General features: G+C 47.9%; 26 protein-coding genes. 7 read left to right on the top strand and 19 right to left on the bottom strand.

What is annotated here, in order from left to right; translation table 11 throughout:
* Window positions 1-32: 32 nt before the first annotated feature.
* The 10 genes from dinB to rplM all read right to left on the bottom strand — a co-directional run bounded on the left by dinB (window position 33) and on the right by rplM (window position 8172).
* Window positions 33-1103 carry a DNA polymerase IV gene (dinB, locus tag R6242_RS10125; protein WP_318426364.1) on the bottom strand — a complete coding sequence of 357 codons (1071 nt, stop codon included), beginning with the start codon at window positions 1101-1103 and terminating at the stop codon, window positions 33-35.
* 54 nt (window positions 1104-1157) lie between these two features.
* Window positions 1158-2234, bottom strand: coding sequence for a hypothetical protein (locus R6242_RS10120; RefSeq protein ID WP_293933456.1), 1077 nt, complete (start codon window positions 2232-2234; stop codon window positions 1158-1160).
* A gap of 80 nt (window positions 2235-2314) precedes the next feature.
* Window positions 2315-2905: a malonic semialdehyde reductase gene (locus tag R6242_RS10115; protein ID WP_318426361.1), complete on the bottom strand. Its 591-nt coding sequence runs from the start codon at window positions 2903-2905 to the stop codon at window positions 2315-2317.
* Entirely contained in the window at window positions 2902-4398 is a 1497-nt protein-coding gene (gene pap / locus R6242_RS10110; protein WP_318426359.1) for a polyphosphate:AMP phosphotransferase, read from the bottom strand. Before pap ends, R6242_RS10115 begins: the two co-directional genes overlap by 4 nt.
* A 143-nt stretch (window positions 4399-4541) precedes the next feature.
* Window positions 4542-4892 carry an iron-sulfur cluster insertion protein ErpA gene (gene erpA, locus R6242_RS10105; RefSeq protein WP_046352180.1) on the bottom strand — a complete coding sequence of 117 codons (351 nt, stop codon included), beginning with the start codon at window positions 4890-4892 and terminating at the stop codon, window positions 4542-4544.
* An 87-nt stretch (window positions 4893-4979) separates the two neighbouring features.
* Window positions 4980-5384, bottom strand: coding sequence for a bactofilin family protein (locus R6242_RS10100; RefSeq protein ID WP_293933447.1), 405 nt, complete (start codon window positions 5382-5384; stop codon window positions 4980-4982).
* A 2-nt stretch (window positions 5385-5386) separates the two neighbouring features.
* Window positions 5387-5983, bottom strand: coding sequence for a DUF6776 family protein (locus R6242_RS10095; RefSeq protein ID WP_318426355.1), 597 nt, complete (start codon window positions 5981-5983; stop codon window positions 5387-5389).
* 117 nt (window positions 5984-6100) lie between these two features.
* Window positions 6101-7129, bottom strand: a complete 1029-nt coding sequence (gene argC, locus R6242_RS10090; protein WP_318426353.1) for an N-acetyl-gamma-glutamyl-phosphate reductase — start codon at window positions 7127-7129, stop codon at window positions 6101-6103.
* Between the two features lie 187 nt (window positions 7130-7316).
* Window positions 7317-7709: a 30S ribosomal protein S9 gene (rpsI, locus tag R6242_RS10085; RefSeq protein WP_046352176.1), complete on the bottom strand. Its 393-nt coding sequence runs from the start codon at window positions 7707-7709 to the stop codon at window positions 7317-7319.
* A gap of 34 nt (window positions 7710-7743) precedes the next feature.
* Window positions 7744-8172 carry a 50S ribosomal protein L13 gene (rplM, locus tag R6242_RS10080; protein ID WP_046352175.1) on the bottom strand — a complete coding sequence of 143 codons (429 nt, stop codon included), beginning with the start codon at window positions 8170-8172 and terminating at the stop codon, window positions 7744-7746.
* A 339-nt stretch (window positions 8173-8511) separates the two neighbouring features.
* Between rplM and R6242_RS10075 the strand changes: the two genes are divergently transcribed.
* On the top strand, window positions 8512-8931 hold the full coding sequence (locus R6242_RS10075) for an OsmC family protein (RefSeq protein WP_318426350.1): 420 nt from the start codon (window positions 8512-8514) through the stop codon (window positions 8929-8931).
* 28 nt (window positions 8932-8959) lie between these two features.
* Here the strand turns inward: R6242_RS10075 and R6242_RS10070 are convergent, their stop codons facing one another.
* Window positions 8960-9808, bottom strand: a complete 849-nt coding sequence (locus tag R6242_RS10070) for a formate/nitrite transporter family protein (RefSeq protein ID WP_293932801.1) — start codon at window positions 9806-9808, stop codon at window positions 8960-8962.
* A gap of 128 nt (window positions 9809-9936) precedes the next feature.
* A complete protein-coding gene (coq7, locus tag R6242_RS10065) occupies window positions 9937-10572 on the bottom strand; it encodes a 2-polyprenyl-3-methyl-6-methoxy-1,4-benzoquinone monooxygenase (protein ID WP_318426349.1) in 636 nt (211 codons plus the stop codon).
* A 147-nt stretch (window positions 10573-10719) separates the two neighbouring features.
* Between coq7 and R6242_RS10060 the strand changes: the two genes are divergently transcribed.
* The 3 genes from R6242_RS10060 (at window position 10720) to R6242_RS10050 (ending at window position 12739) form a co-directional block, all read left to right on the top strand.
* Window positions 10720-11289, top strand: a complete 570-nt coding sequence (locus R6242_RS10060; protein WP_293932803.1) for a peptidylprolyl isomerase — start codon at window positions 10720-10722, stop codon at window positions 11287-11289.
* Window positions 11290-11392: 103 nt separating this feature from the next.
* A complete protein-coding gene (locus R6242_RS10055) occupies window positions 11393-11896 on the top strand; it encodes a peptidylprolyl isomerase (protein ID WP_293932804.1) in 504 nt (167 codons plus the stop codon).
* Window positions 11897-12007: 111 nt separating this feature from the next.
* The gene (locus R6242_RS10050) at window positions 12008-12739 is read left to right on the top strand and encodes a UDP-2,3-diacylglucosamine diphosphatase (RefSeq protein WP_318426346.1); all 732 of its coding nucleotides are present in this window, start codon (window positions 12008-12010) and stop codon (window positions 12737-12739) included.
* 4 nt (window positions 12740-12743) lie between these two features.
* On the opposite strand, the gene R6242_RS10045 is transcribed toward R6242_RS10050, so the two are convergent.
* From R6242_RS10045 to rnhA, 6 genes are all read right to left on the bottom strand, one after another.
* Entirely contained in the window at window positions 12744-13667 is a 924-nt protein-coding gene (locus R6242_RS10045) for a bestrophin family protein (protein WP_318426344.1), read from the bottom strand.
* A gap of 242 nt (window positions 13668-13909) precedes the next feature.
* A complete protein-coding gene (ispF, locus tag R6242_RS10040; RefSeq protein ID WP_293932807.1) occupies window positions 13910-14386 on the bottom strand; it encodes a 2-C-methyl-D-erythritol 2,4-cyclodiphosphate synthase in 477 nt (158 codons plus the stop codon).
* Between the two features lie 179 nt (window positions 14387-14565).
* Window positions 14566-14934 (bottom strand): YybH family protein, encoded by a 369-nt coding sequence (locus R6242_RS10035; protein WP_318426342.1) that lies wholly within the window; start codon window positions 14932-14934, stop codon window positions 14566-14568.
* Window positions 14934-15626, bottom strand: a complete 693-nt coding sequence (ispD, locus tag R6242_RS10030) for a 2-C-methyl-D-erythritol 4-phosphate cytidylyltransferase (protein WP_318426340.1) — start codon at window positions 15624-15626, stop codon at window positions 14934-14936. Before ispD ends, R6242_RS10035 begins: the two co-directional genes overlap by 1 nt.
* Window positions 15623-16342, bottom strand: coding sequence for a DNA polymerase III subunit epsilon (gene dnaQ / locus R6242_RS10025; protein WP_318426339.1), 720 nt, complete (start codon window positions 16340-16342; stop codon window positions 15623-15625). The genes ispD and dnaQ overlap by 4 nt, the downstream gene beginning before the upstream one ends.
* Window positions 16342-16785: a ribonuclease HI gene (rnhA, locus tag R6242_RS10020; protein ID WP_293932811.1), complete on the bottom strand. Its 444-nt coding sequence runs from the start codon at window positions 16783-16785 to the stop codon at window positions 16342-16344. Before rnhA ends, dnaQ begins: the two co-directional genes overlap by 1 nt.
* A 98-nt stretch (window positions 16786-16883) precedes the next feature.
* On the opposite strand from rnhA, the gene R6242_RS10015 reads away from it, so the two are divergent.
* The gene (locus R6242_RS10015) at window positions 16884-17186 is read left to right on the top strand and encodes a hypothetical protein (protein ID WP_318426336.1); all 303 of its coding nucleotides are present in this window, start codon (window positions 16884-16886) and stop codon (window positions 17184-17186) included.
* On the opposite strand, the gene R6242_RS10010 is transcribed toward R6242_RS10015, so the two are convergent.
* A complete protein-coding gene (locus tag R6242_RS10010; RefSeq protein WP_318426334.1) occupies window positions 17183-17935 on the bottom strand; it encodes a class I SAM-dependent methyltransferase in 753 nt (250 codons plus the stop codon). The genes R6242_RS10015 and R6242_RS10010 overlap by 4 nt on opposite strands.
* 6 nt (window positions 17936-17941) lie before the next feature.
* On the opposite strand from R6242_RS10010, the gene gloB reads away from it, so the two are divergent.
* The gene (gene gloB, locus R6242_RS10005; RefSeq protein WP_318426332.1) at window positions 17942-18694 is read left to right on the top strand and encodes a hydroxyacylglutathione hydrolase; all 753 of its coding nucleotides are present in this window, start codon (window positions 17942-17944) and stop codon (window positions 18692-18694) included.
* A 99-nt stretch (window positions 18695-18793) separates the two neighbouring features.
* On the top strand, window positions 18794-20350 hold the full coding sequence (locus tag R6242_RS10000) for a LysM peptidoglycan-binding domain-containing protein (RefSeq protein ID WP_293932815.1): 1557 nt from the start codon (window positions 18794-18796) through the stop codon (window positions 20348-20350).
* Window positions 20351-20396 lie beyond the last annotated feature (46 nt).

Genomic DNA, 20396 nt, shown 5'->3' with positions numbered 1-20396 from the left:
GCCTTTACCTTTTTAAAATCCGCTACCCACAGCTAAGGCCACAGACAAAGCTGCTCTGGCTGCACCCTTGCCTCCTCAAACCTTGCCCCCACCCCAAGTAGGCGCACTGGTTTTTTACCCCGCTCAAAGCCCTCTGCCAATAACAGCCCAAATGTTTCGATCGAAGGATGTGGGCAAACGCACTCAACCGTGGTTTGGCTAAAATCATTAAATTTTATTTTTACAAAGGCCTTATGCTGGCGATCGCCACTGGCGCGTTGCATACGCTGCTGCCAATCGCTCACTAAAGCCGGCAAAGCTTGGTAACAGGCGGCTAAATCAGGCAGATCATGATTAAACGTGTTTTCTACAGAAAGTGATTTACGCCGCTCATCCGCAGCAACTGGGCGCAGATCAACGCCTCGGCATTGCTCAAATAACTGGCTGCCAAACTTGCCAAACTCACGCAATAATCGCTCTAGTGGCCAAGCCTGTAGATCAGCACAGCAGTGCGCGCCCTGCCTTGCTAACCGAGCAGCCGTTACCTTGCCAACGCCCCATAGTTTTTTCAGCGGCAGGCTCAGTATAAAAACATCAATATCCTGTGGGCGAATCACAAACTGGCCGTTGGGCTTGTGCCAATCACTGGCAATCTTAGCCAGCAGTTTATTGGGTGCAATCCCTGCACTGGCGGTAATGCCTACTTCAGCAGCAATACGCTCACGAATCTCCAGCGCCATTCTAGAAGCGCTACCTTGGCAGTTCGATAGGCCCGTTACGTCTAAATAGGCTTCATCTAAAGATAAAGGCTCGATTCTATCGGTGTAGTCTGCAAAGATGCTTCGCATGGCCTGCGATGCGGCGCGGTAACGAGGGAAATCAGGAGGAAGCAGCACTAGATTTGGGCAGGCTTGCTGCGCCCGATAAGTGGACATCGCCGAATGCACGCCAAACTTACGCGCCGGATAGTTACACGTTGCAATCACACCGCGCCGATCGGCAGCCCCACCAATAGCCAGCGGCACATCGCGCAAAGCGGGCTGATCACGCATTTCTACCGCAGCGTAAAAGCAATCGCAATCAATATGGATAATCTTGCGCTGGGCGTACACGGCATAATCCAAGAGGAATCTGTGCCGTTATTGTACGATCGTTCTATAAGAATGTCAGCATGATCATCATTGATGCTGATGTAAGGCTAATAAATCGAACAGCTGAGGCTCAAAATACTCGCCTTTTTCATCCCAATGCCGCAATTGAAAAGCGAGTTTTTCTAAGGAAACTTGCCCAACAGCAAAACGATCACGCGTTCTTTTAAGCTGCTGTGCCTGGCCCAGATAAAAAGCGCGCCGGTCTTCTACTTCTTTTCTTTCACGCTGATGCGCCCCGCGCGACAAATGTAGCCAAATCACTAAGGGCGCGGCTACCCACCACCACTCCATAAATAAACTAATCAAGGCCAACAGAGACAAGCCCACATACCAGCACTGATCTGCAAATTCAAAATTTGGTAGCCAGTTAGACAAAGAAGGCCAACGGCGCTTAAGTAAAGAGGCAGTCAGTTGATCATCTAATGCATCATGTTTTTTACGTGCCAGCCCCGTATCCAATGCCAGCATGACATACCACTGAGAAATCAACGGGCAATGCAGCCAAGGGGACGCAAGATAGCGCTGCATATGCTCGCTTAGCTGCACTCGAAAAGCTTCACTTAGCAAGGGTGGCACACTATCATTTTGCGATTCAGCATGTGAATGCTCGACCAGCAAAGGGTAACCGGCCACGTCGGTCAATTCACGACGGCGGTTAGACAATAAATCAGGCGCTAACGCTAATTCGGGGTGATCTAGGCGAACATAATGAAACAGCAGTTTTTCCATCATGGAGAAATCAGGCGTCTTACCCTGCTCGTTTTTTAGTTGATCGCGTAAACGTGCGATTTCCTCGGTAATAGCGGCAGCAATTGGCGCAGCCTCTGGCACCCAAGCAAAACGTAAGAGGTTTTCTGCCTTATAAAAAGCTTCTTCGTATTGGCGGGCATAGCCGTCGTAATACATGCCCATTGCTTCAGCATCACGCGTTTTATCACCGGTTAATAAGGGCGGAGTAGGAGGAGAGCGCTTTAAATCCAAACAAATACGATTTGCATTCGTTTCCAGCTCTGGCGCAATTCCTGCCCGAGCAAATAGCGGATCAAGCTCGCGCTTTTTTTGCCGAGCCTGCTCCAACGCCTTCCAAACACCCCATTCCGCCATTATTTTCCTAATGCTTTAATTACATAATTATCAAAACAATTAAAACCGTGATCACTCACGATATAGCTAGCCTTTTAGCATTACTCAATTCGGCAAGCTTGTGCAAAATCTAAACGTGGATTTCTAGGGTAAAGCTGAGCCTTATCGCCATAGCCTAAATTAATTAAGAAATTAGCCCGCCACTGGCTGCCGGCAAAAAATGCTTCATCCACTTTGGCTTGATCAAAGCCTGACATTGGGCCGCAGTCTAAACCTAATGCACGCGCAGCCATAATTAAATAAGCACCTTGCAAACTGCCATTTCTTTGCACCGTACTATTAATTGCCGCTTCATTGCCAGCAAACCAGCTTTTGGCATCCGCTTGCGGAAATAACGCGGGAAGTTGCTCATAAAACTCTAAATCATGCGCAACGATAACGGTAACAGGGGCCAACATAGTTTTTTCAATATTGCCTTCGCTCAAGCTTGGCTTTAATTTAGCTTTTGCCTCAGGCGATTTAACAAAAATAAACCGTGCAGGAGCCGCATTGGCTGAAGTAGGCGCCCATTTTAGTAAATCATATAACTGCTGCAATAATTCATCACTCACCGGCTGATCTTGCCAAGCATTGTGGGTGCGTGCTTCGGTAAATAGTTGTGCGCATGCTTTTGCATCGATACTCAAAGTCATAGTTTTTTATCCTTGCGTTGTAAACGAGACTCCAAAGCCTCACAGAGTTTTTCTAAAATACTGATCCGAGCTTGATATTTATTATTGGCCCCAATCATATGCCAAGGTGCACTTAAGGTATTGGTGCGATCAATCATATCGCTTGCTGCCACGATATATTCATCCCATTTATCACGATTACGCCAATCTTCATCGGTGATTTTAAAGCGTTTAAATTCAATTTTTTCACGCTCTTCAAAGCGCTTCAATTGCTCTTCTTTACTAATGGCCAACCAGAATTTCAGCACAATGCTGTTCGCAGCATCTAGCTCGGCTTCGAAATCGTTAATTTCGTTATACGCACGCATCCAATCGGCCGGTGGGGCAAAGCCCTCCACCCGCTCCACCAACACACGGCCATACCATGAGCGATCAAAGATAGTCATGCGACCATGCTGAGGAACATGCCGCCAAAAGCGCCACAAATAGGGCTGAGCGCGTTCTTCCTCGGTAGGGGCGGCAATCGGAATCACCCGATACTGCCTTGCATCTAAGGCGGCAGTGATGCGCCGAATACTGCCCCCTTTGCCCGCAGCATCCATACCTTCAAACACAAGAGTGACCGACATTTGCTTAAATTTAGGATGCCGTGTTAATAAATTTAAGCGCCCTTGTAAATCCTCTAATTTTTTGCTGTATTCAGCCTTGCTTAGATTACTGCCCAATTCTAACTTATCAAGTAATCGCAACCCATCGATTGAAGGCAAGAGTGGCGCTGCTTCAACACGCTTTTGTTTTGGCGTATCTCGTGCTAAATGGTGTTTGATTGCTTCTTCAATTTGCTTACCCACCGTTAGAGAGCGATAGTTTGCATCGGTGCCTTCAATTACTCGCCACGACGCATCGGCTAAATTGGAGCGCATCACCATCGCCAACTGCGCTTCCATAATCTGATCGTAATGCTTTAAAAACTGCTTATCTTGCTCGGTGACGCGCCAAGCGGTGCGATCATCGGCTTCTAGTTTTTTAATCCGTTTTTTAAGCTCATCTTTAGGCAGATGCAGCCAGAATTTCAGGAGCAGAACACCTTCATCGGCAAGCATTTTTTCAAAGCGGGCAATGCGCTCTACCTCATGCTCAAAGCGATCTGCATAAGCACCTTGCAAATAATCCCACATTGGCCCCGCATACCAGCCACCAAACATCAGGGCAATTTTGCCTTTGGGCGGCAGTGCACGCCAAAAGCGCCACATGGCTGGCCTTGCCAGCTCTTCATCGCTTTTTATCCCAAAGGCATGACTTTCAATCAGCCGTGGGTCTAGCCATTCTAGTAATAAATTAGCCGTTTCTGCCTTACCCGCAGTGGGCACGCCACCCAACAAAATCACCACGGGGAAATTAGCCTGCTCTTTCAATTGATATTGCACAGCGAGCAACGCTTCGCGCAATAAAGGTTCTTGCTCTTTATAAACGGCTTTCTCTACTTTATGGCCTAACTGCGCAGATTCAAACATGCCCTGATCCCAGTGTTGAGTAAGCTCATTATCAGTCAGGAGTACGGAACTACACCAGTCCCAATATTACATAACTTAAATCAGCAGGCTACAGACGAAAAAAAAGGAAGCAAGCTTCCTTTTTTGCACCACCACAAAGCGGTTTAAACCGAGAATGAAGAACCACAGCCACATGTAGTTGATGCATTCGGGTTTTTAATGGTGAACTGCGAGCCTTCAAGGCTTTCCACGTAATCAATCTCAGCGCCTACCAAGTATTGATAGCTCATTGGATCAACCAAGAGAGTGACGCCATTTTTTTCGACAGGGGTGTCGTCTTCATTGGTGATTTCGTCAAAAGTAAAACCATACTGGAAGCCAGAACAGCCGCCGCCGGTTACAAATACACGAAGTTTAAGATCCGGATTGCCTTCTTCGATAATCAGATCGCGCACTTTTTCCGCAGCAGAATCAGTGAAAACAAAGGGGATTGGCATGTCGGTCACAGTGTTCATGGGACACTCCAAAAAATAGTTGACTAAAAGGATAAGGTATTATCTACCGTGCAAGCTACAGCGGTCAATCTTGGCTAGTGGTAACGGTCAATCTTTCAGCGTAGCCACGCTTGCTGGATCAACTTCTTCACGCTGGCCATTGCTTAGATGCAGCAATTTACCCTCGATCATTGCACCAGCGTGCATTTCTAATGTTTTATAACTTAAATCACCAATAATGCGGGCCTTAGCTTGTAATTCAACGTACTGAGTGACTTCTATCGGGCCGATAATTTCGCCATTATGGATGAGATGGGAGCACTGTACGCTTCCTTCAATACGTGCTTTTTCACTGACGACCAAAGTGCCATTTTTAGCGTCACTCGCTGAAACACGGCCAAGCACCGTGCCGTCAATTCTTAAACCACCAATAAAACTAATATCGCCCGTCACCGTTGTGCCTTGGCCGATCAGACTATCAATTTTGGTCGAACCTTTTTTATTTTTAAACACGGTCATCCTCCTTTCTTTTGGCAGCTGGCAATCGCCTGCTTATTGCTCTCGGTAAATACACGCGCTTCAAATAGCTGCGGCACCGCCCCAACAGGCAGGGTCAGCTCGCCTTCTTGTCGCAGGTAATGGCTAAATTTTACAGTTAAAGGCTCGATCTGCTGACTCTGGCGTTTGCCGTGCTCTTGATATTGCACACTCGCTTGCATGCGGCCAACAAACTCAGTATTTCGATCCAGCCCCTGCACCAGTAAGAGTCGATAGCGCCAACGCCCTGCCCCAACAGATTGCAACTCGCAGGCGCTAAAGCTAACCGCTCGGCTACGATCATTGCTTTGCAATAGCGATTCAAAAAAAGCTAGAGTTTCTTGCTTGCTCGCCAACTCGCCCTGTGCCGCAGTCAAAGCCTGCAGCAAGCCATCGCGCTCGCCTTGTCCTACTTTTATTTGCTGCTCAAGCAACTGCTGTTTGGCCTGCACTGCACCCAGTTGCTCAGATTGGCTGGCTAGGCGCTGTATTTTTTCGGCAGCACTCAGCGCATTACGATTCAAGGCATATTGAAAGCCTAAATAGCCTCCCAAGCCCAACAACGAAATGCTCATACAGAGCATGAAAAGCATGCGTAGTAAGCGGCCACGCCAACCTATCACCGGCTGTAGCGACAAAGGCGCAGCAGTGAGCCGCGCACGTTGTAAGCGATAAAAGCGTTTGATTGGCACTTAAGGCAATAATGGAACGATGTCGAGACCCATGCCTTCAGGTAGATCGAACAAGATATTCATATTCTGCACGGCTTGGCCTGCAGCACCTTTCACAAGGTTATCGATTGCGGACAAGACCACCACAGTGTCGCCCCCTTGCGGGCGATGTACCGCGATCCGGCAGGTATTTGCACCACGTACTGAGCGCGTTTCTGGGTGCGAGCCAGCAGACAACACATCTACAAAGGCTTCATTTTGATAACGCTGCTCAAACAAAGCTTGCAGATCAACATCTTTAGTGAGCTTTGCATAAAGCGTAGCGTGAATACCACGAATCAGCGGCGTTAAATGTGGAACAAAAGTTAAGCCTACCGAAGCTCCTGCAGCACGTGCTAAACCTTGGCGAATTTCTGGCAAATGCCGATGCCCCGCCACGCCATAGGCTTTGAAATTGTCCCCAGCCTCAGCAAATAAAGAACCCACTTCGGCTTTGCGCCCAGCACCCGATACGCCCGACTTGCAATCGGCAATCAGGCTTGTTGTATCAATCACACCCGCCTCAATCAGCGGCAAAAAGCCAAGCTGTACGGCGGTTGGATAGCAGCCTGGATTAGCGATTAAGCGTGCACCCTTGATGGCAGCACGGTTGATTTCTGGTAGTCCATAGACTGCTTCTTCAATTAACTCTGGCGAGGCGTGCTGCATGCCATACCATTTAGACCATTCGGCAAGATCTTTAATACGGTAATCAGCCGCCAGATCAATGACTTTAACCCCAGCATCGAGCAGCTCACGCGCTTGCTGCATGGCAATGCCATTAGGGGTAGCAAAGAACACCACATCACACTCAGTAAGGCGGGCTTCTTCAGGCGTAGAGAAGGCCAAATCAACCCAGCCACGCAGGCTTGGATACATCTCGGCCACTTTCATACCGGCTTCTTTACGTGAAGTCACGGCTTGCAATTTCACACCTGAATGACGGGCCAGCAAGCGTAATAGCTCTACGCCGGTATAACCCGTACCACCAACAATCCCCACCTTAATCATGTTTTGTCGTCTCTTTTGCTAGATTTGGCAAATACAGGCTGTATTTACCCGATAACAAGGGAATATAAAGCCGAACCTGTAAGCGCGTCTAGTTTGTAAGTGAATTTGTTTTACAACAGACTTTCTAAACTGCAGAAAACACAAAAGCCACCCGAGGGTGGCTTTTGTAGAAAGCAGTACCAGCGAATTAACGCTTGGAGAACTGTTTGCGACGACGAGCGCCGTGCAGACCCACTTTCTTACGTTCAACTTCACGAGCATCGCGAGTAACAAGACCTGCTGCTTTGAGGCTGCCTTTAAGAGCTGCATCAAATTCAATCAGAGCACGAGTTACACCGTGACGGATCGCACCGGCTTGGCCGGTTTCACCACCACCAACAACATTAACCATAATGTCGAAGGATTCGAGGTTTGCGGTCAGTTCTAGAGGCTGGCGTACTACCATGCGACTAGTTTCGCGAGGAAAGTAAGAATCAACCGGCTTGCCGTTGACTATGATATTGCCGCTACCCTTGGCTACGAACACACGAGCAACTGCGCTCTTGCGACGGCCGGTACCGTAATAGTATTTACCTACCATGATACAAATTCCTTAGTAGAAAACGCGTTAACGCTTAGATAGAAAAAGCTTTAGGCTGTTGCGCGGTATGCGGATGTTCGCTACCTGCATAAACCTTCATCTTTTTGATCATAGCGTAGCCGAGAGGACCCTTTGGAAGCATGCCCTTAACAGCCATTTCTAGCACGCGACCCGGGAATTTTTCTTGCATCTCGGAAAAGGTGCGCTGGTAAATACCACCTGGGTGACCAGTGTGGCGGTAGTAAATTTTATCTGTTGCTTTGTTGCCGGTTACGCGGATCTTGTCTGCGTTCACCACCACGATGTGGTCACCACAGTCTACGTGAGGGGTGTACTCGGCTTTGTGCTTGCCACGCAGGCGTTTAGCGACTTCAGCCGCGAGACGACCGAGAACCATATCGGTAGCATCAACAACGAACCACTCGCGCTTAACTTCGTGCGGCTTGGCAGAAAAGGTTTTCATGACTGCTCTTCCACGTTACGATTTTGAGAAAGTCGCGGATTTTATCTGAATCCGCATTTACTTGTCAAATCTGGTGACGTGTCATTTTGAAAATATGTTCCAAAATTGACCTCGTCTAAAAAAAACGCAACCCAATTGGATTGCGTGAAATCCCACCAAAATGGAGGATGGAGGAGACAACAACAAAGTAAAAAACACTCTGATGTTAGGGCCATTATCGCGTGAGACAGAAAGCATGACAAGACATTTTTGTGATGCAAAATACTAAGTGTCGCAATTTGCATGCAGCAAATGATGCGAATCATGCGTTAAAATCCCCGTTAATAAAGGGAGAAGCACATGAAAGTACGCGTGAAATGGGTAGAGGAAGTGAGTTTTTTAGCGCAGTCTGAATCGGGTCATTCGGTGCTAATGGATGGCCCGCCAGCAGGTGGCGGCCGCAATTTAGGCCCTAGGCCGATGGAAATGGTGCTGATGGGCACGGCAGGATGCTCCACCTACGATGTGATCCATATTTTAAAGAAGAGCCGTGCCGACGTTAGAGACTGCGTAGTGGACGTAGAGGCAGAACGCGCAGAAACTGAGCCTAAAGTTTTTACTAAAATTCATTTGCATTACACCGTTACTGGCAAAGGTTTAAAGCCAGAACAAGTAGAAAGAGCCATCAAACTTTCTGCTGAAAAATATTGCTCCGCATCGATTATGCTGGCAAAAAGTGTGCTGATTACACACGATTTTGAAGTGATTGAAGCCGCATAAAAAAACGCGCCATTGGCGCGTTTTTTGGTTAATTACCTACTTCTATTTTGTTAGTAAGTGGCTGTGTTTTTTCAGGTTCGGTATTTTTTTCGGGTTTGGTATAAAGCCACACATAGGGCAAGCCAACAAAAATGGCACCGCCAACTAAATTGCCCAAAGTAACGGGCACTAAGTTAACCATGAAAAAGTGGCTCCAAGTCACATCAAAACCTGCCAACATTGCTGCAGGAATGAAGAACATATTGGCAATACTGTGCTCCATTCCTAAAGCAACAAAACCCATCACCGGCAGCCAAATACCCACCATTCTGCCTAAAGTATCTTTAGCCGAATAACCTTGCCACGTTGCAATACAAACCAAAATATTAGCTAAAACCCCACGCATAAAACTCACCATAAAGGGGTTTTCTAGTTTGTGGTGCGCCATACTCAGCAGGTATTGAGTCCATGGCTGATCGGGTGTAAATAGATCGGTAGCGCTGGTATAAGCCCATGCAGCAAAGCATGCACCAATAAAGTTGCCCAAATAAGAAACACACCAGACGCGCACCACCGTGCTTGGGCTCACTTTTTTACGCCATAACGACACCACTTGGGTGGCGCAATTGGAGGTAAATAAATCAGCCCCTGTTAGCACCACCGCAATAAAGCCCAATGGAAAAACGGTTCCAAATAAAAGTTTAGCGAGCCCAGGATTGCTCGCTTGTAACTCAGGCGAGCCCCCAGCAACCACTAAGGCCAGCAGGCCGCCAAGCCCGATATAGACTCCGCCCATAATGGCCATCACCAGCAATCGGGCAAAAGGCAGCGCAGCTTTTTCTGACGCAGCGTGATCAACATAATCAACAACTTGTGCAGGTGAATTCATTTCAGACATAAATGGCCCCAAATAACGTAGTAACGTGAATCGTTAATCAGCGTTATATCTGTAAGCCTAGGAGCAAATCTGTAAACTATTTACTCGTCATACGCCCTATTTGAACTTGCTCTGATTTAGCGCAAATTTTAGAGCCGATAAGAAAGTGAAGTCATCACAATTGAGCTGAGTTGCATCGCTTTTGCGATTGGAAACGGCAATGCCGCCGCACCTAGCTGCTCGGCTTTTTCGGCATGATGCGTTTCATCGATATGCATCTGCGCCACAATCGCGCGGCTTTTTGCGTCTTGTTCTGGTAGCTGGCTTAAATGCGATTGCAAGTGTTCTGCAACTTGGCGCTCAGTTTCGGCTAAAAACCCCAGATTCCACTTATCCCCAATCACTCCTGCCGTCACCCCAATCGCAAGAGAACCCGCATACCACAAAGGGTTTAATAAGCTTTTATGGCTACCCAAATCAGCAATCCTTGCCTCAGTCCAAGCCAGATGCTCGACTTCTTCGTGCGCCGCTTCACGCAGCGCATCACGGGTAGCGGGGTTACGCGCAGTGAGCGCTTGGCCTTGATAAAGTGCTTGAGCGCACACCTCGCCACAATGATTGACCCGCATCAAACCCGCAGCATGCTGCTTTTCTGCGCCAGTCATTTCCAGCTCGGCAACGCTGGCATCAGGATGTGGGCGCACACTCTGCGCGGAGGCGGCTAGGGTTCTAAGCACGGTATCAAACTCAGAAATAAACTGATCGATTGAAGGTAATTTCAACATGGCGGCAACTATCCTTGGAATATTACGATTTTACCCCAGAAAAGCCTTAGATACCGAGCAAAGCAAATACCAGCGTGGCTTGCTGCAGGTGAAGGTCTGCTATAATTGCCGCGAAATTCACCTTGATCCTTTTTGCAGGAATGCACGATGAAACGTCTAATTATTGCAACAAGCCTTGTCTTAGCTAGCCTGAGCGCATTTGCCGCAAATCCACAGGTAGAATTGATCACATCAAAAGGCAAGGTCGTAATTGAGCTTTACCCAGAAAAAGCCCCGCTTACCGTGGCAAATTTTTTGCAATACGTTAAAGATAAGCAATACGACGGCACTATTTTTCACCGTGTGATTAAAGACTTTATGATTCAAGGCGGTGGCATGGACGACAAAATGGCCGAAAAGCCAACGCGTCCGCCGGTTACAAATGAAGCCAAAATCGCCTTTGAAAAAGGCTTGAAAAATGATCGAGGCACTGTTGCGATGGCCAGAACCGCCAATCCTGATTCCGCCACCGCACAATTTTTTATTAATTCAAAGAACAACGATTTTTTAAATTACCCAAGCCGTGATGGCTTTGGCTACACCGTATTTGGCAAAGTAATTTCTGGCTTGCCTGTAGTTGATCAAATTAGCGTTAGCCCAACCGCGCCAGGCGATGTGCCTGTCAATACCATTACCATTCAATCTGCGCGCGAGCTTAGCAAAAAGTCAGGCAAATAATTTTTTCGCTACCCTTATTTCAGTAATTTTGGCTTTATTTTAACCATTTTAATTATTTATCATTCCAATTAGTCAGGAATGATTACTCAAAAGGAAAAACACCATGAGCAATGTAAAACTCACCACCACTTTTGGCGACATCATCGTTGAACTGAATGCAGAAAAAGCACCGCTTACCGTAGCTAATTTCTTGCAATATGTAGAAGAAGGCCATTACGACGGTACGATTTTCCACCGCATTATTGATGGTTTTATGGTGCAGGGCGGCGGTTTTGCCCCAGGCATGGACGAAAAGAAAGAAGGCCGTGCACCAATCAAAAACGAAGCTGCCAATGGTCTCAAAAACGACGCTTACACACTGGCAATGGCGCGTACTCCAGATCCACATTCTGCTTCTTCGCAATTCTTTATCAACGTTGCTAATAACGATTTTCTGAATTACCAAAGCGCTACAGCGCAAGGCTTCGGCTACTGCGTATTTGCCAAGGTTATCGAAGGTAAAGAAGTGGTTGATCAACTCAAAAACGTTAAAACGGGCAGCAAAGGCTTTCACCAAGATGTGCCTAAAGAAGATGTGATGATTATCAAGGCTGAAGTTTTAGCTTAAAAATATAGAAATGTAGGGTGGGCAGCCCTGCCCACCCTACATTTAATGCAGCCTTGTGCCCGCGTGGGCAGGCAAACCTTGCCCACCCTACAATGACATCGCCCCTCCCCTATGTCCGCCCCCATTTTATTTATCTCTGATCTACACCTCTCCCCCGCCGACCCAGCCACGACGGCTGCTTTCCATGCCTTTTTGCAAGGCCCTGCACGCAACGCCAGTGCGCTCTATATTCTTGGGGATTTATTTGAATTTTGGATTGGCGATGATGGCTTAGACGAGGCTTTTAATGCAGAGATTGTGGCGGCGATTGCCCAATTAGCTGAGCAAAAAATTGCAGTGTTTTTCTTAGCAGGGAATCGAGATTTTTTACCAGGGCAGCGCTTTGCTGATGCCGCTAGGCTAACCATTCTTAACGATCCAAGCTTAGTGCAGCTATTCGGCCAAAACGTATTAATCGCGCATGGCGATGCGCTATGCACCGACGATCTAGCTTACCAACGCTTTCGCCTTATCGTACGTCATCCATGGGTACAAAGCTTATTTCTGGCGCTACCACGACGTTGGCGTTTAGCGCAGGTTGAGAAGCTGCGCGCACGCTCTAAAGAATCAAATCAAATGAAGCGTAGCGATGTGATGGATGTAAATACAGCTGCCGTCGCCAGCTTAATGCAACAGCACCACGTCCAGACACTGATCCACGGCCATACCCACCGCCCCGCACAGCATATGCTGCCCCAAGGCCAACGCTGGGTGCTACCCGACTGGTATCAAGGCAAGGGTGGCTATTTATGCGTGCAGGCCAGCGGCATCAGCATGCATCAGCTTGATGGCAGAGCGTTTTAAACGCTTAATCCAAAATATAATTTTTTTGCGGCAATAAAGCAGGCGGTAAAACCGTTTCGCCTCGCATTTCTAACAGACTACGCTCAATAGTGCGGCAAATGGCATTGAGTGCTAAATCATTTGGCTCGAAACCAAAGGGCAATTCTAAAGAGCTTGCAATATGCTCTAGCGCCATAAAAGTATAGGCAATAAACACTGTAATTAACGGCGTAAGAACGCCACAGCTATCCACTAAGCCTAGCGGCAATAGTATGCAATACGTATAAATAGTACGGTGAATCAATACGCTATAGGCATAAGGAATAGGCGTAGTCATAATCCGCTCGCAGCCGCCTTGAATATCCGATAACTTATTTAAATTAGTATCCATTGCCTGAAATAAAATAACGTCTATTTCCCCAGATCGATACCATATTGATAAAGATTGCGCCAATTTCACTAAAATAATCGAAGGAATAAAACGCGCAGTGCTTAGCTCTTTAGCCAGTGGATAGGGTAATAAGCGATGTAAATCGGCACGCGGATCAGTACAGCGTAATTGGTGATTTAACGCATAGGCAAAGGCTTGTAATAATTGAGAGAACTCATAAAGTTTAGGGTCATCTGCCCGTAAACGAGTCATCGACATTGCTTGGCGCTGCAAGGAGCGGGCATTAATTAATAGCGATCCCCATAGCTTACGTGCCTCCCAATAACGCTCATAACTTGAGCTATTTCTAAAGCCCAAAAAGATCGCCAGTGCTAGCCCAATTAAGCTAAAAGCACCAATCGATAATTGCAGACCAAAACCTTGAGTAAAGCGATGAAAAATCACAATACTCAATGCAATAGTGAGCACTAACACTAGCCGAGGAAAAATAGCCGGCAAAATAGAACCCCGCCAAGCTAATATCAGGCGGAACCAATGTACGGGGGGATGAACGATCATTGCGAATACTTTATTTTAAATAAGCGCGTTGAGGATACGCCTAAATAAAAGCATAAAAAAGTAAAATAAATACCGATAAAATTAAATCAAATTGATTTGTTTTTATAACACCCAGATGAATTGCTTGCGCATCACCTTATTTATGCAAATTAACTAAATATTAAAATTCACAGCAAACAATAGTGGCTCGCTTTTCGCCCACGCTGAGATACAACGTGGGCAAAGCTACCCCTTCAAACCGCTTAATCCGCAGCTAGTAGCAAGCACACTGCCTGTGCTTCTACTGCTTCAGACGCACCTACAGGGCCAAGCTTCTCATAGGTTTTGGCCTTTACATTCACGGCAGCCACATCCACACCAAGATCGGCGGCGATATTGGCCACCATGGCCGCAATATGCGGTGCCATTTTAGGCTGCTGAATCAAGATTGACGCATCCACATTACCCACCTTCCAGCCCGCTTCCCGCACGCGGCGCACCGCCTCGCGCAGCAAAACGCGGCTATCCGCGCCTTTAAATTCGATTGCGGTATCAGGAAAATGCCGGCCAATATCACCCAAGCCAGCCCCGCCCAACACCGCATCAGTAATAGCATGCAGCAGGGCATCGGCATCAGAGTGCCCAAGTAACCCCTTATCAAAAGGGATATCTACCCCACCCAAAATCAATTTACGGCCTTCAACCAGACGATGTACGTCCCAACCTTGCCCTATTCTCATTTTTTTCTCTTAATCGTTAACAACAAGTTTTCATAAATTTTAAACAGGTTTAAACAGGCGTCATTCCCGAGCGTTTTTGTCGGGGATCCAGTAGCTCCGCTGGATTCCCGCCTACGCGGGAATGACGGCGCTGATTTTAGTCATTCGCGGAAACTTATGAAAAAGTACTTATTGAATTTTTAGCCTGCCGATGGGCCCAGATGCTCGTGAACGATGCTCCACACCCCATCATTATTTACAGCAACCGTTGTGCCACGCCCACTACCCTGCTCGCTCACACCATCAATCAGGCCAGACCAATCAAACTCGTAAGTGCAAGTTGCACAAAGATCTGTCACACAGACCCAGACCAAGTTTTTGATTGCATAGTGCTCACTTTTAATTAAGTTAAACGTCCGAGTGATGGCCGCTTCAATAGCAGCCTTACCCAAATAAGTACCTTCACTAAAAATAAAGCATGCATCCTGATGAATCAGCGGGGCCACTTTATGCCAGTCTTGAGTCGCCAGTGCCTGCTTGTAATCAGACAAGAGTTGTTCGTAAGCCATTATTTTGTCTCTTGGTCATCACCTGCCGCCAAAATTAGCTCAGCCAAGCGTAAATCCTGTGGGTAAGTGACTTTCAAATTCCATGGGCTGCCCATGATGAGCTTGGGCTGTAAACCTAGTTTTTCTAAGGCGCTGGCTTCATCGGTAATATCCGGCCCCATGCCACTGGCAAGTGCCTTGGCTAGCTGCTGCACTCTGAACATCTGCGGCGTTTGTGCCTGCCATAGGCCATCCCTAGGATGTGTATGCTGAATCTGCTGTGCGCTATCGGCCAGCTTAAGCGTATCGGCCACCGGCAAGGCCAAGATCCCCCCAAGCGGATGATGTTCTAGCTCCTGAATCATTTGCCTGACTAAGGCGGGATCTACGCAGGGGCGGGCGGCATCGTGCACCAGCACCCAATCATCCGCAGCAGCGTGCAGGGCCAGCAAACCATTCAGCACCGATTGCGCGCGGCTGGCACCGCCGCAGCGTAGTACTTCAAGCTGCTTAAACCCGCTCCAGTCAAAGCCATCCCACCATTCGTCCTCAGCGGAGATCACCACCACGATGCGATCTAACTCACTCACTCTCGCCAAAGCTGCCAAGGTGTGCCAGATCAACGGTTTGCCTGCCAGATCAAGGTATTGCTTAGGCGTAAGCGATGCCATGCGTGAGCCACTGCCCGCAGCGGGAAGCAAAGCGATCTTCATAAGCCGCTTTTTTCCATCTGCCGCCACAGGCACTCGCCCTTCACGCTTTTATCCAAAGCCACCAAATAAGCCTCGTGCTCGGCCAGCTCGGCAGCGCTAGCGCTCACAATTCGCAAGGGTTTGCGATTACTTTTTGCAAATGCCAAAGCCGCATCGTTCCCTGCATAAGGGTCAAAATCGATCATCAAGCTATCTTGGCCGCGGGTGAGGCCTAGATAGACTTCTGATAATAGTTCGCAATCGATCAGCGCCCCGTGCAAGGTACGGTTGCTGCGATCAATATCAAAGAAATCGCACAACGCGTCCAAGTTATTGCGCTTACCTGGCCGCTGGTCTTTAGCCATAGCCAAGGTATCAATCACATTGGCCACGTGGTCTTGAAACTTGCCCCGCCCAAGCTTGGCCATTTCCATATTTAAGAAGGCCAAGTCAAACGGTGCGTTATGGATAATGACTTCGGCACCGGCAACAAATTCTAAGAATTCATCTGCAATTTGTGCAAACTTTGGTTTATCCGATAAAAACTCCGTCGTTAAGCCGTGCACATTCAGCGCGCCCTCTTCACTGTCGCGCCCTGGGTTGATATAGCAATGAAAGTGGCGATCTGGCGAGGATAAACGCCGGTCTATCATTTCAACCGCAGCAATTTCCAAAATGCGATTACCATCATCAACACGTAAACCGGTGGTTTCGGTATCTAGAATAATTTGCCGCATTAGCCACGCCCCAGTGCAACTTCCACGCCTTTATTGGCCAGCTGATCGGCACGCTCATTGCCTTCATGCCCAGCATGGCCTTTCACCCAGCACCATTCGATCTGATGCTGTGCCGCAGCAGTGTCTAGCTCGCGCCAAAGATCAGCGTTTTTAACCGGTTGCTTGGCCGCAGTTTTCCAACCGTTTTTCTTCCAGCCGTGAATCCAAGTGCTGATCCCATTTTTTACATATTGCGAATCGGTCCAGATCACCACGTCACAAGGGCGGCTTAAAATCGCCAGCGCCTTGATCACGCCCATCAATTCCATGCGATTATTGGTGGTGTCTAGCTCGCCACCGCACAGCTCTTTTTCTTTATCGCCATACTGTAACCACGCCCCCCAGCCGCCGGGGCCGGGATTGCCTTTACACGCACCATCGGTGTAAATCACTACTTTATTCATGCTTATTTCCTGGAAAAACGCACTATTAAACCTACGCTTGTTATATGTGGCTCCAGCAAGCCTGCCACCTTATTGCTACCTAATTTGGAAAACACACGATGCAACCACGCTTTTTGCTTATAACACTATTACTTAGCCAAGCGGCCCTCGCCGCGCCTTTTTGCCCTTGGCCTGTACCAGGCAGCGATGGCAAACGATTTATCAATCTCACCGTGGTACAAACCATTGATATCAGCGATGAGGAAATAAAAGTGGCTTTTGGGGGCGGCAACTTAGGCAGTGGCCATGAAATTAAAACCGCCATCAAAAATCGCGCTGAAGGACAAAAAATTCTTCAAGATATGAGCGATGCCGCACGTCGCTGCGATTTGCCCAATATGCATAATAAAACCATGAATTAGCGCTGAGGATCTTTTTCAAGCACGATGATTTTATCTGCCCCTGTAACCGTCACAGCCCCCGCAACCACCGGTACATTGCGCCATTTAGGCCCAATCAAGCGCATACCATGCACACGCTTTACCATATCAAGGCAATAAACTCCGCCAGCGGCGGGCCACCAGCGATCCCCCGCATCTTCTAAAAAACGGCTTCTCGATAGCCATTTTTCACGCTGCACCGGTAAGCCATAGCAAAGAAACTCCCCCTGCATTGTTTCAAAGCCCAAGGTTGCTAACCAATCTTTTAGCCTAGGCAAAGCTACAAAATTGCCACGCCATGGGGCGGGGTGCGAGCCATTTTGTAAACGACGCAGCCCCCAGAGGCTCCAAGGATTAAACCCTGTAATCAATAAGCGCCCCTCAGGCATCAATACTCGCTCGGCTTCACTCAACATCGCTTGTGGATTCGCGGCAAAATCTAGCACATGCGGCAGCACCAAAAGATCTAGGCTTTGGCTAGCAAACGGCAAAGCCTCGCCCATACAGCGCAAATCCACGCCTAGCGATTGCCCAGCACACAAATGCCATGCCATGCGATTAGCACGCAAGCAATCGAGCTGTGGCAACTCTAGCTGCACCGCTTTGTAGCCAAAGATATCGGTCACGGTGCGATCGTACCAATCCATCTCCGCACTAGCTAAATAGTGACCTAATGGGGTGGCGAGCCAATCTGCAAAGTGGTTCAATCGAGCATCAACATTTAAGGGCATTCTTTTATGATCCGCATTAGCGCTGTGCCAATTTTCGAAGACAATTATATCTGGGTTTTGCAACAAGGCACGCATGCCATCGCAGTAGACCCTGGCGACGCACTGCCCCTCATTCAATATCTTAAAGAAAATGGCCTAGAACTGGCGGCGGTATTGATTACACATCACCATCACGATCATATCGATGGCTTGCCTGTGCTCTGGTCACACTACCAGATGCCCGTATATGGACCTGCCGGCATTAAAAATGTTTCCAACCCTGTAAAAGAAGGTGAAACATTACAGCTACTTAATACCCACATTCAGGTATTGGCCACCCCTGGCCACACTTTAGATCATCTTAGCTATCTGGCGGCTGACGCATTATTTTGTGGTGATACACTTTTTGCAGGCGGCTGTGGCAGGATATTTGAAGGCAGCCCAGCACAAATGCACGCTTCCCTACAAAAACTAGCGGCCTACCCTGATTCAACCCTTGTTTGCTGTACCCACGAATATACCTTAAGCAATCTTAAGTTTGCCCTCAGTGTTGAGCCCAATAACCCTACACTGATAGCAAGAATGCAAAACGTGCGTGCACTGCGCCAGCAAAACTTATCAACGTTACCCTCCACAATTGGCCAAGAAAAAGCCATTAATCCCTTTTTACGCTGTGAGCATAACGACGTCATTGCTGCCGCTCAAACACAAAATCCACAAGTAAAATCCCCCGTGGATGTTTTTGCTGCACTGCGCAAGTGGAAAGATAACTTCCGTTGATTTCAAAGGAATATCACCATTAAGCACAAACAGATTGACAAGATTAGACAGCAGCGGCAGCATCGCTCGATTATTAGATTTTAAATGGCGCAGGTACCCATGAAACAAAGACTCCTTGTTGGCCTCATTACAGGCCTATGTGCCTTGGGTTCGCACGCAGAAACCCTTGCTCCAGCCAAAATCGATTACCAGCTACATAATCCCACTTTTATCTCCCCAGACGATACAAATCGCACCATTGACGCCTTGTTTTCTGACGCGGTAATGGCCCCCGAATACGCGGATTTATGGGAGCGCGTTCGTACCGGCTTTACTATTCCAGAGCTAGATCATCAGTTGGTTAGAAAATGGGAAAACTACTACGCTAGCCGCCCAGAATATCTCAATCGAATTATCAAACGCGGCACGCCTTATTTATATTACGTGGTGAATGAAGTTGAGAAACGCGGCATGCCGATGGAAATCGCGCTTTTACCCATGATTGAATCTGCTTTTAATCCAAGAGCAGAATCATCGGTAAAAGCTGCGGGAATGTGGCAATTTATGCCAGCTACAGGCAAAGATTACGGTCTAGAACGCACTTGGTGGTACGACGGCCGCCGTGATGTAGTGGCCGCCACCAGCGCCGCACTAGACTATCTAAATGGCAGCTACACCCAATTTGGCGACTGGCAGCTGGCCTTGGCCTCTTATAACTGGGGCCCAACTGCAGTTGCCCGTGCTGTTGCCAAAAATGAAGCTGCCAATCTTGGCACTCAGTTTATTGATTTACGCATGCCAGACGAAACACGCAATTACGTGCCTAAGCTATTAGCCGTGCGCAATATCATCGCCAACCCGCAAGCCTACGGCGTCACCTTAACCTCACTGCCTAACCAGCCCTACTTTGCCACGCTCACCGTTGGTAAACATATGGATGTGAAGGTTGCTGCCGAGTTAGCTGAAACACCAGTTGAAGAATTGCTTAGGCTTAACCCTGGCTTTATCCGGCCAGTCATTGCTTATAAAGATGACCGATCCTTAGTTTTGCCCGTGGCTAAAGTTGAAATATTTCAAAAAAATCTGGCAGAGTACGAAAAACCACTACTGAACTGGCAGCCTTACGTCACTAAACAGGGGGAGTCTTTCGATAAGCTAGCAGAAACCTTTGGCGTAGCCGCAAACGAGCTTAAAGACATCAACGATATCGCCAGCCGTGATCGCCTCGCCCGTGGACAAACCATCCTTGTGCCCAAGATTAACGGCCTAGATGTTTCTGACCGACAAACCTTAACCGCTTTAGCCGCTAACCGCAGCGTAGAAGCCATTGATACCGGCGCTAACGATAAACCACACGCTCCCGTCATTGCCAGCAGCGAGCACCGCGTCAGCAAAGGCGATACGGCCTACAATATTGCTAAACGCTATGGTATGAATATTGCCGCCTTGCAAAGCATGAATAATATTGCCGACGGGCAAGTGCAGCTTGGGCAAATCTTACGTGTATCGGTTAAAACAGAGAGCGCGGTTTCGGGCAAAGATGGCCGTGAATATACAGCTAAGCGTGGTGATACTTTTTCCTCTATTTCAAAACGCTATAATGTCGCTGCTGCAGATCTAAAAAAATGGAATAACGCTAAGCCTATCCAAGCAGGTACCAAATTAGTTATTTATTAAGCGGATCTTTATAGCGCAAAATAAAAGCCCCATCAGGGGCTTTTAT

It is taken from the genome of Iodobacter sp. CM08 (genome assembly GCF_033446605.1).
In the GTDB taxonomy this organism is placed as follows: Bacteria; Pseudomonadota; Gammaproteobacteria; order Burkholderiales; family Chitinibacteraceae; genus Iodobacter.
The sequence above is the reverse complement of the archived record's forward strand: the minus strand, read 5'-3'. Positions and strand labels throughout refer to the sequence as shown.

Excerpts from the sequence above, each read along its gene's own strand:
- coq7 (WP_318426349.1), bottom strand. The coding sequence starts at position 10,572 with ATGTTGAAATTACCTTCAATCGATCAGTTTATTTCTGAGTTTGATACC.
- rplM (WP_046352175.1), bottom strand. The coding sequence starts at position 8,172 with ATGAAAACCTTTTCTGCCAAGCCGCACGAAGTTAAGCGCGAGTGGTTC.
- rpsI (WP_046352176.1), bottom strand. The coding sequence starts at position 7,709 with ATGGTAGGTAAATACTATTACGGTACCGGCCGTCGCAAGAGCGCAGTT.
- R6242_RS10075 (WP_318426350.1), top strand. The coding sequence starts at position 8,512 with ATGAAAGTACGCGTGAAATGGGTAGAGGAAGTGAGTTTTTTAGCGCAG.
- R6242_RS10120 (WP_293933456.1), bottom strand. The coding sequence starts at position 2,234 with ATGGCGGAATGGGGTGTTTGGAAGGCGTTGGAGCAGGCTCGGCAAAAA.
- R6242_RS10095 (WP_318426355.1), bottom strand. The coding sequence starts at position 5,983 with ATGAGCATTTCGTTGTTGGGCTTGGGAGGCTATTTAGGCTTTCAATAT.
- R6242_RS10000 (WP_293932815.1), top strand. The coding sequence starts at position 18,794 with ATGAAACAAAGACTCCTTGTTGGCCTCATTACAGGCCTATGTGCCTTG.
- R6242_RS10035 (WP_318426342.1), bottom strand. The coding sequence starts at position 14,934 with ATGGCTTACGAACAACTCTTGTCTGATTACAAGCAGGCACTGGCGACT.
- ispD (WP_318426340.1), bottom strand. The coding sequence starts at position 15,626 with ATGAAGATCGCTTTGCTTCCCGCTGCGGGCAGTGGCTCACGCATGGCA.
- R6242_RS10010 (WP_318426334.1), bottom strand. The coding sequence starts at position 17,935 with ATGCCCTTAAATGTTGATGCTCGATTGAACCACTTTGCAGATTGGCTC.
- argC (WP_318426353.1), bottom strand. The coding sequence starts at position 7,129 with ATGATTAAGGTGGGGATTGTTGGTGGTACGGGTTATACCGGCGTAGAG.
- R6242_RS10015 (WP_318426336.1), top strand. The coding sequence starts at position 16,884 with ATGCAACCACGCTTTTTGCTTATAACACTATTACTTAGCCAAGCGGCC.
- R6242_RS10115 (WP_318426361.1), bottom strand. The coding sequence starts at position 2,905 with ATGACTTTGAGTATCGATGCAAAAGCATGCGCACAACTATTTACCGAA.
- R6242_RS10060 (WP_293932803.1), top strand. The coding sequence starts at position 10,720 with ATGAAACGTCTAATTATTGCAACAAGCCTTGTCTTAGCTAGCCTGAGC.
- pap (WP_318426359.1), bottom strand. The coding sequence starts at position 4,398 with ATGTTTGAATCTGCGCAGTTAGGCCATAAAGTAGAGAAAGCCGTTTAT.
- erpA (WP_046352180.1), bottom strand. The coding sequence starts at position 4,892 with ATGAACACTGTGACCGACATGCCAATCCCCTTTGTTTTCACTGATTCT.
- rnhA (WP_293932811.1), bottom strand. The coding sequence starts at position 16,785 with ATGAATAAAGTAGTGATTTACACCGATGGTGCGTGTAAAGGCAATCCC.
- R6242_RS10050 (WP_318426346.1), top strand. The coding sequence starts at position 12,008 with ATGTCCGCCCCCATTTTATTTATCTCTGATCTACACCTCTCCCCCGCC.
- dnaQ (WP_318426339.1), bottom strand. The coding sequence starts at position 16,342 with ATGCGGCAAATTATTCTAGATACCGAAACCACCGGTTTACGTGTTGAT.
- R6242_RS10045 (WP_318426344.1), bottom strand. The coding sequence starts at position 13,667 with ATGATCGTTCATCCCCCCGTACATTGGTTCCGCCTGATATTAGCTTGG.
- R6242_RS10055 (WP_293932804.1), top strand. The coding sequence starts at position 11,393 with ATGAGCAATGTAAAACTCACCACCACTTTTGGCGACATCATCGTTGAA.
- R6242_RS10070 (WP_293932801.1), bottom strand. The coding sequence starts at position 9,808 with ATGTCTGAAATGAATTCACCTGCACAAGTTGTTGATTATGTTGATCAC.
- ispF (WP_293932807.1), bottom strand. The coding sequence starts at position 14,386 with ATGAGAATAGGGCAAGGTTGGGACGTACATCGTCTGGTTGAAGGCCGT.
- gloB (WP_318426332.1), top strand. The coding sequence starts at position 17,942 with ATGATCCGCATTAGCGCTGTGCCAATTTTCGAAGACAATTATATCTGG.